This is a genomic window from Stenotrophomonas sp. STK16_22, from assembly GCF_051984505.1.
Classification (GTDB): Bacteria; Pseudomonadota; Gammaproteobacteria; order Xanthomonadales; family Xanthomonadaceae; genus Stenotrophomonas; species Stenotrophomonas maltophilia_A.
Genome location: NZ_CP196972.1, coordinates 2,984,732 through 2,997,112, shown reverse-complemented (window position 1 = coordinate 2,997,112; position 12,381 = coordinate 2,984,732). Strand labels below are relative to the sequence as shown.

The following is a 12,381-nucleotide window of genomic DNA, read 5'->3' as shown; positions in this document are numbered from 1 at the left end:
AAGAGCGCATGGATGTCGCTGCACGCAGGAACAGGATGTTGTTTCGTTGGATCATGGTGACGCTGCTGGCTGTGTTGTTGCCGTTTGCAGCACTGGCACAGCCTGCAGCCGGGCAGGCCGATGGCGCCGAAGCCGTTACTGCCGCGGAAGAGGCGCAATGCCGCGCCTGCACTTATGAGCGTATTGGGCCCAAGGTCGATATCGGCCTGGTGGCTCTGATTTCGCTGCTGGTGGTGGGCCTGCTGGTGGCGGTATCCCGCGAATGGGGCACCACCTCGCAACGATGGACCTGCCGCACGCTGGCCCTGTTGCTGGTGGGTGTCGGTGTGGCGTTGCTGTGGTGGGCTGGCAGCGTCGTCTACCTGGGCTACAACCCGTGGCAGGAAATGGCCGCCCCCGTCGATGGCTCGCTCACCTCGACACTGCTCACTACCTCACCGAAGTGGCTGGCGGCGATGGTGCTGATCGGCTTCGCGCCTTCCATCTGGAAACGCAGCGAGCGCCTGCCGGCGTGGCGCATCAGCTGACATTGAAACGGCGGCGCTGGATCACACCCGGCGCCGCCTGCGGTCATCAGTCAAAGCGCAAACGCACACCAGCGTAGATGCCACGGCCTTCGCCCGGCGTCGAGCGGGCAATATCCTTGCCGGCATCGTTGTAGCCCGGCGTGACCGTGGCGGCGTAGTGGCGGTTGCCGATGTTGCGCATCTCCGCCCAGGCCTGCCAGCGACCGCCGGGTGCGTCGTAGCCGATGCGGCTGCCGAAGATCACATGGCTGTCGGCCCAGTAGCTGTTGGCGTAGTCGACGGCGATGCGCGAGGCGTATTCGGTATTCAGCGCAGCGTACAGGCCGGACGCGTGATCGAAGCGCAGCTCGGCCTGGTAGGCGTGACGCGGCAGGCCGGGCAGGCGGTTGCTGCCGAAACGCGCATCGTGGCGATAGCGGAAGTCACTGAAGGTGTACGCCTGGCGCAGCGACAGGCGGCCCGGCGCTGCCTGCCACAGCGTGCTGTCCAATCCGGCTTCGATGCCGCGGTGTACGGTGGGGCTGGCGTTGTTCTCGGCGATGAACAGGTTCGGCACCGGCTGCAGCTCGACGCTCAGCAGTTCGTGGTTCACGTGTGCGTAATAACCGGTCAGCTCCCAGCGACCCAGCGCCGCGTCACCGCGCGCGCCCAGTTCCAGCGTGGTGGCGGTCTGGTTCTGCATCGGCACCGGCGCACGTTGGCGTCCGGTGGACGGGCCATTGCCCGGCCCGAAGTACTGGTTGGAGCCCCAGATCATCGACCACGGATGCGGTGCTTCCACCGAGCGGCTGAGGTTGCCGAACCACTGGGTCTGGGTGCTGTGCTGCCAGGTGAAGCCCAGTCGCGGCGCGTAGTCCCAGTCGTGGTCGCGCAGGCGGCCGCCGCTGCTCGGCCAGGTTACCTGCACATCGCGACGGGTGTTGATCAGCGCCAGCCCGGTCTGCATGCGCAGGCGGTCATTGAAGGAGAGGGTGTTGCTGACGTGCAGGGTGCTGTCGGTGCCGTGGTGGCGGAAGTCACGTGTGCGCGTGCCGGCGGCATAGCCGTTGCTGGCAAAGCGCAGCGACTCGCGCACATCGGCGTCCAGATCGTGGGTGACGCGAAGGCCGACCGTGGTTTCGCTGTCCAGGCCGAACAGCCGGTGGCGATGGCGGTAGTCCAGCGTGGCGTTGAGGTTGGCGTAGTCCAACTGCTGGCGGTACAGGCTCTCGTTCAAGTCCATCGGGTACGTGTGGTAGACCAGCCCGGCCTGCAGCGAGGAATCCTCATCGATCTGCAGCGTGGTGACGTTGCCCAGCCAGGTGCTGCCCGGCTGCGGGCGGCGCGCATCGATGGCCAGGTTGGCGGCATTCGCGGCACGCGGATCGTTGCGGATCTGGTCGCGGGTCAGGCGACCGGGCGTTTCGTGATTGGTCTCGCGGTAGCGCACGAAGAAGCGCGTCTGCAGGTCGGGGGTGATCTGCCAGCCGATGTTGGCCATCGCGCCCTTGCCATCGCCGCGCGCATGGCGCTGGTAACCGTCGAATTCGGTATCGGTGTAGGCCAGGAAGTAGTCGACATCACCACTGACGCCGCCCCAGCTGATCCCACGCTTCTGGTAGCCACGACTGCCGGCTTCGTAGTGCAGCTGCACGCCCGCGGAATCACGGCCGCTGCGGCTGACGTAGTCGATGGCACCGCCCAGCGCCAGCGCGCCACGCTCGAAACCGTTGGCGCCGCGCAGTACTTCCACGCGGGACAGCCACAGAGGTTCCAGCAGCTCGTAGGGCGTGCCGCCCGGGCCGGTCAGTGGCAGGCCGTCGATCGACACCGCAATACCCGAGGCATGCGCGCCCGGGCCACGGTTGATGCCCGAGCCCCGGATCGAGACCTTGGTGCCCTCATTACCCGGCGACTGCGCGCTGATGCCCGGTTGGTAGGCCAGCACATCGGCACTGCTGGACAGCCGGCTGTCTGCCTTGGCCACGTCGATGACGTTGCTGGCGCCGGGTACGCGCTTCAGCGCCTCGCGCGCCTGGGCGCTGGCATCGGCGGCGGTGACCTGCACCGCATCCAGCGTGGTGGCCTGCGGGGCCGCAGCGGCGGTGGAGGAGAGGCAGAGGGAAACGGCCAGGAACAGCAGCGACGGGGTGGGGCGGTACGGCGAGAGCGACATGCGGGAATGCTGTAAACCAAGAAATTGGCGCGCAAGTTAACAGGTCGGCGACGTCACGTCACCCATCGGCGGCGTATGGCCGCCCGCGCTCCTTGTAGAGTCGAGATCCTATGTTCGTGGTCAAGCCTGCTGGAAGCAGGCTTGACCCACCTTCAGCATGGCCGGATCGAAGTCCCGGCCGCTTTTGAAGACACCCCAGGCGATCCTGGCCAGCTTTCTGGCCAGGATGTTGAAGACGGCGGTGCTGGGGTGACCGCGTTTTGACAGCTCGTCGTAGAGCGGTTGCCCCCGACGACACCGCTTGAGCCCCATGGCGGCCATGTAGAGCATCTGGCGCAGCACTGGCGCGCCCTGTTTGGACAGCCGACGCCGTCCCGTTCTGCCGCCAGACTCGTTGGGCCGGGGATCCAGGCCCGTGCAGGCGATCCACGCGTTGGCGTTGGCCAATGGCCAGCGCGTCATGTAGTAGATCAGGTGAGCGGCGACGGCAGGGCCGACACCAGGGATGGTCAACAGGCGCTTGTAGAGCGTGCCATGCTCTCCATCGCGACCCAAGCGCTGCAGTTCGCTTTCCAGCTCGGACAGCGTCCCAGCCAGAGCGCAGAACAGATCTGACAGCTCCCCGGGGGCACTTTTGCTTACCCCGAAGGATTGCTCCAGGCGCGCGCGTGTCTTTACCAGCGTCTGCCGCTTGCGCAGCAAATCGTGCATCTGCTGCTGCTCGTCGGTACGCGGTACGTATTCACGCAGGCGATCGTTCTCCTTCTTCACGTACCGGGCGATCGCTTCGGCGTCCATGGCGTCCGTCTTGCCACGCGAGCCCGTCGCCCGGCCGTAGTGCTTGATCAGACGTGGATTGATCACATAGACAACGTGGCCTGCCTGGCCAGCCATCCGAGCCAACAACTCGTAGTACCGCCCCGTCGCCTCCATGCCAATCCGGCATCGCTGGGGCAAGGTGTTGAGCCACTGGGCTATGCCGGCCCGGGTGTTGGCGATCCTGTCGCCGGCCTTGCGGTCGGCCACTGCCGGTACGAACTCCTTGGAGTCCACGTCCACGCCAATATCGAGAGAATCAGACATTTGTACGGCTCCCAGCTATCTTTAAGGGGCTGGGGTGGTACCGCACCGACGTTAGCTTGCCTACATCGACGATCCCCTTTGGGGGCCGTACGATCCTTTATCGACGTTCGTGTGCGGGATGGGGATCGCTCGACTCGTCTGTCGGCTAGTATCCGCAGATGCATGCTTGACGGTCCCTCCACCCTGGCTCCTACATACCGCGTAGGAGCCGGGAGGAACATACAAGCTTGCTCGACTGTCTTTCGCTTTCTGTAGAGTCGAGCCTTGCTCGACTGCCTCTGTGTCCCGGAGTCGAGCACGGCTCGACTCTACAGAGCCGGCTTCGCCAGCGCCTTGGCCTTGGCATACAGCCGATCGGCCGCTTCCTTCTCACCCAGCGCCGCATGGCATTCCGCGAGGCTGTCCCACGCATTGGCCGAATCCGGATACAGCTCGGTGTTGAGAGCAAATACCTTTACTGCCTTGCGTGCCCCGAGGCTCTCGCGGATCGCGTAACCATCGGCATTGATCGCGCGTTCCAGTTCACTGGCAGCAACCTTGTTGCTGTCGCGCAGCCAGCGATGCACAGCTTCGGCCGCGCCAGCGCTGTCATCCAGCGCATACGCGATCAGTCGCTCGGACAACGCCGCATGCGGAAACTCCTCGGGTGCGGCCACCGCCATCGTGCTCTCCACCAGCGTGCTCGACCAGACATTGCGTGCGCTGCCGTTGGTCAGGTACACGAACACCCAGTAACCGCTGGCCAGCGTGCCCTTGTAGGCCAGCCGCGCACGCACGCGGGTGCCACCATCGTGGCCGACCTGGGTGTAGCCGTCGCTGCGGGTGGTATCCCAACCGGTGGAGAAGAAATTGCTGCCACCGCCGGCCAGTTTCTGCGGCTGCCAGAGTTTTTCCAGGGTCGCCGTGCGCAGCAGCTTGCCGGTCGCCAGCGCCTGCAGGAAACGGTTCATGTCGCCCACGGTGGTCTGCAGGTCGGCGTGTCCCCAACCGTAGTTCGGCCAGGGGTCTTCATTGGCCGGCTGCAATGCGCCGTCTTTGCCGATGTACGGCACCGCCGCGCGCTGCGCCGGCACGCTGGTGATGCCCCACGAGGTACTGGTCATCTTCAATGGCAGCAGGATGCGTTCGCGCGCGATGGCCGGGTAGGGCTTGCGGTAATGCGCTTCCAGCAAGGCGGTCAGCACCAGGTAGTTGGCCTGGGTGTACTGCACGCGGCTGCCGGTGACAAACTGCATCGGTGTCGCGCCGGCCACCTTCAGCGCTGCTGCAAGGTCCGGCGCCACTCCGGTGTAGCCCTTGCTCACCCAGCGGTTGTCCACCCGGTCGTAATACTCGCCGATACCCGAGCTGTGGTTGAGGAAATCGCGTACGTGAATCGCCTGCCATGCCGTCGGTAGGTCCGGAACATAACGGCTGGCCGGTGCGTCCAGATCCACCTTGCCCTGGTCGATCAGCTGCATCACCAGTGTGCTGGTCAGCAGCTTGGCCATGGATTGCGCGGCGAAGATGGTGTCGACAGTGGCAGGCACATGGGCAGCGGGATCGCGTTCGCCGCTGGCGCCCTGGTAGAGCACTTGGCCATTGTGTGCGACCAGTACCGCCTGGCCGGCGATGCCGTAGCGCTCGCGGTTGCTCTGCAGTTGGGCGTCGAGCCGGGAAGAGAGGCCGGTAGGGACGTCACGCGCCGAGGCGGGCAGGGCGATGGCCAGGGCACAGAGCAATGCGGCAGCAAGGGTGCGGTACATCGCGGTGATCCGTCAGCGGTGATGGCGCATGTTGGTCACGGCGGGAGAGCGGGTCAAGGGCACCGATTCCCGCATCAGGGAGAGCCGGCCAGCGGCCGGCACTACCCTACGTTTCCGGTAGTGCTGGCCGCTGGCCGGCACCCCTGCGATCAGCCGAAGATGCCCGGCAGATCCAGTCCCTTTTCCTTCGCGCAGTCGATTGCGATCTCATAGCCCGCATCGGCATGGCGCATCACGCCGGTGGCTGGGTCGTTCCACAGCACGCGGCCAATCCGCTTGGCTGCGGCCTCGGTGCCGTCGCAGACGATCACCATGCCGGCGTGTTGCGAGAAGCCCATGCCGACGCCGCCACCGTGGTGCAGCGATACCCAGGTCGCGCCGCTGGCGGTGTTGAGCAGGGCGTTCAGCAGCGGCCAGTCGGAGACCGCATCCGAACCGTCGGCCATCGCTTCGGTTTCGCGGTTCGGCGATGCCACGCTGCCGCTGTCCAGATGGTCACGGCCGATCACCACCGGTGCCTTCAGTTCGCCGTTGGCGACCATCTCATTGAAGGCCAGGCCGAGGCGATCACGGTCACCCAGGCCGACCCAGCAGATGCGCGCCGGCAGGCCCTGGAACTTGATCTTCTCGGCAGCCATGTCCAGCCAGCGGTGCAGGTGCGGGTTGTCCGGAATCAGTTCCTTCACCTTGGCGTCGGTCTTGGCGATGTCTTCCGGGTCGCCGCTCAATGCGGCCCAGCGGAACGGGCCGATGCCGCGGCAGAACAGCGGACGGATGTAGGCCGGCACGAAACCGGGGAAGTCGAAGGCATTGGCCACACCTTCTTCCAGCGCCATCTGCCGCAGGTTGTTGCCGTAGTCCACGGTCGGCACGCCCAGCGCGTGGAAGCCGAGCATGGCGCGGATGTGGTTGGCCATCGACGCGCGCGCGGCCTTCTCCACTTCCTTCGGTGCACTCACACGCTTCTCATCCCACTGTTCGACGGTCCAGCCCTGTGGCAGGTAGCCGTTCACCGGGTCGTGCGCGGAGGTCTGGTCGGTCAGCAGGTCCGGCTTCACGCCGCGCTTGAGCAGTTCAGCCAGCACGTCGGCGACGTTGCCGAGCAGGCCCACCGATTTGGGCGTACCGGCCTTGCACGATTCGTCGATCAGCCGCAGCGCTTCATCCAGGTTGTCGGTCCAGGTGTCGAGGTAGCCGGTGCGCAGGCGCATGTCGATGCTGCTCTTGCGGCACTCGACGGCCAGGCAGGAAGCGCCGGCCATTACGGCAGCCAGCGGCTGCGCGCCACCCATGCCGCCCAGGCCGCCGGTGAACAGCCACTTGCCGGTCAGGTCGCCACCGAAATGCTGGCGGCCCATCTCCACGAAGGTCTCGTAGGTGCCCTGCACGATGCCTTGCGCGCCGATGTAGATCCAGCTGCCGGCAGTCATCTGGCCGTACATGGCCAGGCCCTTTTTATCCAGCTCGTTGAAGTGGTCCCAGTTGGCCCAGCGCGGCACCAGGTTGGAATTGGCGATCAGCACGCGCGGCGCATCGGCGTGGGTGCGGAACACGCCCACCGGCTTGCCCGACTGCACCAGCAGGGTCTGGTCGTCGTCCAGGCGCTTGAGGGTTTCGACAATGGCGTCGAAGCTCTCCCAGTCGCGCGCGGCGCGGCCGATGCCGCCGTACACCACCAGTTCCTGCGGGCGCTCGGCCACGTCCGGGTGCAGGTTGTTCATCAGCATGCGCAGCGGCGCTTCGGTCAGCCAGCTCTTGGCGTTCAGCGTGGTGCCGGTCGGCGCGGCAATGGTGCGGGACGGGTCGTTGCGGGTCATGCGGCGCTCCGGTTCGTTGCGAATTCAAGGCAGGCGTTGAGCACCTGCGCCAGGGTGTGGCGCAGCGGTGCGGCGTGGTCGGGGTCGAGCGGGGTGGGCCAGCTGTGCTCGTCCACCTGGTCCGGCAGGGGTTCGTGCATGTAGCCACGGCAGGCAAGTTCCATCTGCAGGCTGTGCACGCCGCCGGCGACGTTGCTGTAGTGGCGGGTGATCCAGCCGCCCTTGAAGCGGCCGTTGCGCACCTGGCTCATGCCACTGATCTTCAGCAGGTTCTCCACCACATCGCTCAGCGCGTTGTCGCAGGAGGTGTCCGGAGCACCGGAGGGACCGGCGGTACCGAGATTGAACTGCGGCAGTTCACCGTCGAACAGGTGCGGGATATGCGAGCGGATCGAGTGCGCGTCATACACCACCACAGTGCCGAACTTCGCGCGCAGGCGCGTGATCTGTGCGGCCAGCGCATCGTGGTAGGGCAGGAAATACGTGTCGCGGCGACGGGCGATTTCCGCGTCATCCGGTTCGCGCCCGGCGTGGTACAGCGGCTGGTTGTCGAAGGTGGTGAGCGGGCACAGGCCGGTGGTGTTCTGGCCCGGGTACAGCGACACGCCGCTGGGATCGCGGTTGAGGTCGATCACCGAGCGCGAGATCGCCGAGCGCACCGTGGTCGCGCCCATGCCGCGCACGAAATCGTACAGTTCGTGCACCCACCAGTCGGCGTCGCGACGGGCCAGCCACGGCGAGTGGTAGTCGCCGATCAGGTCGTGCGGCAGCTCGCTACCGGTATGCGGAAAGCTGACGATCAGCGGGGCATCGCCCTCGTGCACCGTCAGCCATTCGGGATGGGTATTCATGCCTGCGGTTCCACGGTCGGCAGCAGCTCCGCCAAGCCCTGTGCCAGCGCGCCGCTGCGCACCAGGTTCGTGGCGGTCACCATGTCCGGGTGGAAGTAGCGGTCTTCTTCCAGCGTCGGCACCTGCGCACGCAGGGTGGCGCGCACGGATTCGAGCGCGGCACTGGAGCGCAGCGGCGCGTGGAAGTCGCAGCCCTGCGCGGCGGCCAGCAGCTCGATGCCGATCACGTTGGCGGCGTTCTCGGCCATCTGCATCAGGCGGCGTGCACCGTGCGCGGCCATCGACACATGGTCTTCCTGGTTGGCCGAGGTCGGAATCGAATCAACACTGGCCGGGTAGGCGCGCTGCTTGTTTTCCGAGACCAGCGCCGCGGCGGTCACCTGCGGAATCATGAAGCCGGAATTCAGGCCCGGGCGTGGGGTCAGGAACGCCGGCAGGCCGGACAGCGCCGGGTCAACGAGCATCGCCAGGCGGCGCTCGCTGATCGAGCCGATCTCGCACACCGCCATCGCCAGCATGTCGGCGGCGAAGGCCACCGGTTCGGCGTGGAAGTTGCCGCCTGACAGTGCCTCGCCGGTATCGGTGAACACCAGCGGATTGTCGGACACGCCGTTGGCTTCGATTTCCAGCGTGGTCGCGGCCTGGCGCAGGATGTCCAGCGCTGCGCCCATCACCTGCGGCTGGCAGCGCAGGCAGTACGGGTCCTGCACGCGCACGTCGTTGTCACGATGCGATTCGCGGATGTCCGAGCCCTGCATCAACGTGCGCAGGGTGGCGGCCGTGGCGATCTGCCCGCGCTGGCCGCGGATGGCATGGATGCGCGGGTCAAACGGGGTATCCGAGCCCTTGGCCGCTTCCACCGACAGCGCGCCGGTGATCAACGCGGCCTGGAACACGGTCTCGATCTCGAACAGGCCGGCCAGCGCATAGGCGGTGGAGAACTGGGTGCCGTTGAGCAGCGCGAGGCCTTCCTTCGCGCCCAGCTCGATCGGCTGCAGGCCGGCACGTGCCAATGCATCGGCGGCCGGCAGGCGCTCGTCACCGATAAAGGCTTCACCCACGCCCAGCATCACGCTGGCCAGGTGCGAGAGCGGCGCCAGGTCACCCGAGGCACCCACCGAGCCCTGTGCGGGCACCACCGGCAGCACGCCCTTGACCAGCATTGCTTCCAGCAGCAGCAGGGTTTCCTCGCGGATGCCCGAAGCACCCTGCGCCAGGCTGACCAGCTTCAGCGCCATCATCAGGCGCACCACATTCGCCGGCATCGGCTCGCCCACACCGGCCGCATGCGAGAGCACGATGTTCCGCTGCAGGGTAGCCAGGTCCTCGCGCTCGATGCGCACGCTGGCCAGCTTGCCGAAGCCGGTGTTGATGCCATAGACCGGCGCGCCCTTGGCGACGATGGCAGCCACGGTCGCGGCACTGGCACGCACCACCGGCAGCGCGGCCGGGTCCAGTGCAAGCGGCGCACCGTGATAGGCCTGCCGCCACTGGGCGAGAGTGACATGGCCGGGGCGAAGAACCAGGGTGTTGCTCATGTGTTGCTCCAGGAGGCAGGCAGGTCGGGCTGTCCGCGCACCACGCGCGCGTGCAGCGGGTTGAATCCAATGCGATAGACCAGGTCGGCGGGGGCGTCGATGTCCCAGATCGCCAGATCGCAGTCCATGCCCACGGCCAGGCGGCCGATGCGGTCGCCATGGCCCAGAGCGCGCGCTGCTTCACGGGTGAAGCCGGCGATGCATTCGTCCACGGTCAGGCGGAACAGGGTCGCGCCCATGTTCATCGCCAGCAGCGGGCTGGTCAGTGGCGAGGTCCCGGGGTTGCTGTCGGTGGCCAGCGCCAACGGCACGCCGGCCGCACGCAGCGCCGCGATCGGTGGCAGGGTGGTATCGCGGGTGAAATAGAAGGCGCCGGGCAGCAGCACCGCCACGGTACCCGCCGCGGCCATCGCGGCGATGCCGGCATCGTCCAGGTGTTCGATATGGTCGGCCGAGAGTGCACCGAAGCTGGCGGCCAGTTCGGCGCCATGCTGGTTGCTCAGCTGCTCGGCGTGGATCTTCACCGCCAGCCCGTTGGCGCGCGCCGCTTCGAAGACCTGCCGCGCCTGCGCCGGCGAGAAGGCGATGTTCTCGCAGAACACATCCACCGCTTCGGCCAAGCCTTCGGCGGCGATGGCCGGAATCATCACGTTGCACACCTCGTCGGTGTACTCCTGTGCTTCGCGGCCTGGCGGAATCGCATGTGCGCCGAGGAAGGTGGTCACCACGTTGACCCTGCATTCCTCGCCCAGCGCACGCGCCACCTGCAGCTGCTTGCGTTCGTCGGGCAGGGTCAGGCCGTAGCCGGACTTGATCTCGAGGGTGGTTACGCCATCGGCGCGCATTGCCAGCAGGCGCGGCCGGCTTTCGCTGGCCAGCTGTTCCGGTGTGGCGGCGCGGGTGGCGCGCACGGTGGAGACGATGCCGCCGCCGGCACGGGCGATGTCGGCATAGCTGACGCCCTGCAGGCGCTGCTCGAACTCGTTGGCGCGGTTGCCGGCGTAGACCAGGTGGGTGTGGCAGTCGATCAGGCCGGGCGAGATCCAGCGGCCTTCGCCATCGATGCGGGTGGTCGGCTGCAGGTGGGCATCGCTGCCGGCCGGGCCGACATGGACGATGCGGCCGCCAGCGCAGGCCAGTACGCCATCGCGGATGACACCCAGCCCCTCGCCATCGAGGGTCATCAGGTGGACGTTGGACCAGAGGGTATCGACGTGCATGGCATCCACAACGCGGCTGTGCTTATATGTCTATACAATATAGGCGTCCATTTCGGGTTGTCCAGCCATGTCCGATTCGCGTTCCCCACACTGTTTCCATGCCGCCCACGCCCTGCTGGCCGATGGCTGGGCCCGCGATGTCCGCCTGCAGGTGCAGGACGGCCGCATCACGGCGATCCACATGGGGCAGGGTGCCCAGCACGGCGACACCTGCGTCGGCATCCTGGTGCCGGGCCTGCCCAACCTCCACAGCCACGCCTTCCAGCGCGGCATGGCGGGGCTGACCGAGATCGGCGGCGGCGACGGTGACAGCTTCTGGAGCTGGCGTGAGCTGATGTACCGTTTTCTGGCCCATCTGCGCCCGGACGCAGTGCAGGCCATCGCCGCCCAGGCCTACATGGAAATGCTGGAAAGCGGCTTCACCCGCGTCGGCGAATTCCATTACCTGCACCACGACGCCGAGGGTCGCGCCTATGCCAACCGCGCCGAGATGAGTGCACGGATTGCTGCCGCCGCCGACCAGACCGGTATCGGCCTGACCCTGCTGCCGGTGTTCTATGCACATGCCGATTTCGGCGGGGCGCCGCCGAATCCGGCGCAGCGTCGCCTGATCCACGATGTGGACGGTTTCGCGCAGCTGCTGGACGCCGCCAAGCCGGCACTGGCCGCGCTGCCGGATGCGGTGCTCGGCATCGCGCCGCACAGCCTGCGTGCAGTCACCGGCGAGGAATTGAGTGCGTTGCTGCCGCTGACCGACGGCCCGGTGCACATCCACATCGCCGAACAGGTGCGCGAAGTGGAGGCCTGCCTGGCCTGGAGCGGCCAGCGTCCGGTGCAGTGGCTGTACGACCATGCGCCGGTGGATGCGCGCTGGTGCCTGGTGCACGCCACCCACATCACCGACGATGAGCGCGCCGCCATCGTGGCCAGCCAGGCGGTGGCCGGCCTGTGCCCGATCACCGAAGCCAACCTTGGCGACGGCCTGTTCCCGATGCAGGCGTTCGCGCGCGAGGGTGGGCGCTTCGGTGTCGGCTCCGATTCCAATGTGCTGATCGACGCGGCCGAAGAACTGCGCCTGCTCGAGTACGGTCAGCGCCTGACCCTGCGCGGGCGCAATGTGCTGGCCCCGGATGCCACCCGCAGCACCGGCCGCTTCCTGTTCGAGGGTGCGCTGCACGGCGGTGCACAGGCGATGGGCGTGGCCGCCGGGCTGCAGGTTGGCGCCAGTGCCGATCTGGTCGAGCTGGATGCCGCACACCCCGCGCTACAGGCGCGGCAGGATGACGCATGGCTTGACAGCTGGGTGTTCGCCGCACGTAATGGCGCGCTGCGATCGGTCTGGCGCCATGGCCGCCAGTGCGTGGCCGACGGCCGCCACCTGCAGCGCGAGGCGATCACCAGCGCCTTCGCTGCCGCCCTGCGCGGCGTGCTGGGCTGATCGCATC

Annotated in this window: 9 protein-coding genes; 2 read left to right on the top strand and 7 right to left on the bottom strand. The window is 67.0% G+C overall.

The window, feature by feature from the left end; all coding sequences use genetic code 11:
• Window positions 1–8: 8 nt before the first annotated feature.
• Entirely contained in the window at window positions 9–527 is a 519-nt protein-coding gene (locus tag ACSYAO_RS14070; protein WP_049463193.1) for a hypothetical protein, read from the top strand.
• Between the two features lie 46 nt (window positions 528–573).
• Here ACSYAO_RS14070 and ACSYAO_RS14065 read toward each other — a convergent pair whose 3' ends face one another.
• The 7 genes from ACSYAO_RS14065 to hutI form a co-directional block, all read right to left on the bottom strand.
• Window positions 574–2,682 (bottom strand): TonB-dependent receptor family protein, encoded by a 2,109-nt coding sequence (locus ACSYAO_RS14065; RefSeq protein WP_049463194.1) that lies wholly within the window; start codon window positions 2,680–2,682, stop codon window positions 574–576.
• Window positions 2,683–2,802: 120 nt separating this feature from the next.
• Complete coding sequence (locus ACSYAO_RS14060; RefSeq protein ID WP_440565794.1) at window positions 2,803–3,741, bottom strand: IS110 family transposase; 939 nt, start codon at window positions 3,739–3,741, stop codon at window positions 2,803–2,805.
• Window positions 3,742–4,073: 332 nt separating this feature from the next.
• On the bottom strand, window positions 4,074–5,510 hold the full coding sequence (locus ACSYAO_RS14055) for a serine hydrolase domain-containing protein (protein WP_049463195.1): 1,437 nt from the start codon (window positions 5,508–5,510) through the stop codon (window positions 4,074–4,076).
• Window positions 5,511–5,659: 149 nt separating this feature from the next.
• Window positions 5,660–7,327 (bottom strand): urocanate hydratase, encoded by a 1,668-nt coding sequence (hutU, locus tag ACSYAO_RS14050; RefSeq protein WP_049463196.1) that lies wholly within the window; start codon window positions 7,325–7,327, stop codon window positions 5,660–5,662.
• Window positions 7,324–8,178: an N-formylglutamate deformylase gene (gene hutG, locus ACSYAO_RS14045; RefSeq protein WP_049463197.1), complete on the bottom strand. Its 855-nt coding sequence runs from the start codon at window positions 8,176–8,178 to the stop codon at window positions 7,324–7,326. Before hutG ends, hutU begins: the two co-directional genes overlap by 4 nt.
• A complete protein-coding gene (gene hutH / locus ACSYAO_RS14040) occupies window positions 8,175–9,716 on the bottom strand; it encodes a histidine ammonia-lyase (RefSeq protein WP_149908595.1) in 1,542 nt (513 codons plus the stop codon). The genes hutG and hutH overlap by 4 nt, the downstream gene beginning before the upstream one ends.
• Window positions 9,713–10,936: an imidazolonepropionase gene (hutI, locus tag ACSYAO_RS14035; RefSeq protein ID WP_049463199.1), complete on the bottom strand. Its 1,224-nt coding sequence runs from the start codon at window positions 10,934–10,936 to the stop codon at window positions 9,713–9,715. Before hutI ends, hutH begins: the two co-directional genes overlap by 4 nt.
• A gap of 67 nt (window positions 10,937–11,003) precedes the next feature.
• On the opposite strand from hutI, the gene ACSYAO_RS14030 reads away from it, so the two are divergent.
• On the top strand, window positions 11,004–12,374 hold the full coding sequence (locus ACSYAO_RS14030; protein ID WP_049463200.1) for a formimidoylglutamate deiminase: 1,371 nt from the start codon (window positions 11,004–11,006) through the stop codon (window positions 12,372–12,374).
• Window positions 12,375–12,381 lie beyond the last annotated feature (7 nt).

What these genes read in the sequence shown, in the direction of transcription:
- ACSYAO_RS14065 (WP_049463194.1), bottom strand. Translation starts at nt 2,682, where the DNA reads ATGTCGCTCTCGCCGTACCGCCCCACCCCGTCGCTGCTGTTCCTGGCC.
- ACSYAO_RS14055 (WP_049463195.1), bottom strand. Translation starts at nt 5,510, where the DNA reads ATGTACCGCACCCTTGCTGCCGCATTGCTCTGTGCCCTGGCCATCGCC.
- hutG (WP_049463197.1), bottom strand. Translation starts at nt 8,178, where the DNA reads ATGAATACCCATCCCGAATGGCTGACGGTGCACGAGGGCGATGCCCCG.
- hutH (WP_149908595.1), bottom strand. Translation starts at nt 9,716, where the DNA reads ATGAGCAACACCCTGGTTCTTCGCCCCGGCCATGTCACTCTCGCCCAG.
- ACSYAO_RS14070 (WP_049463193.1), top strand. Translation starts at nt 9, where the DNA reads ATGGATGTCGCTGCACGCAGGAACAGGATGTTGTTTCGTTGGATCATG.
- hutU (WP_049463196.1), bottom strand. Translation starts at nt 7,327, where the DNA reads ATGACCCGCAACGACCCGTCCCGCACCATTGCCGCGCCGACCGGCACC.
- hutI (WP_049463199.1), bottom strand. Translation starts at nt 10,936, where the DNA reads ATGCACGTCGATACCCTCTGGTCCAACGTCCACCTGATGACCCTCGAT.
- ACSYAO_RS14030 (WP_049463200.1), top strand. Translation starts at nt 11,004, where the DNA reads ATGTCCGATTCGCGTTCCCCACACTGTTTCCATGCCGCCCACGCCCTG.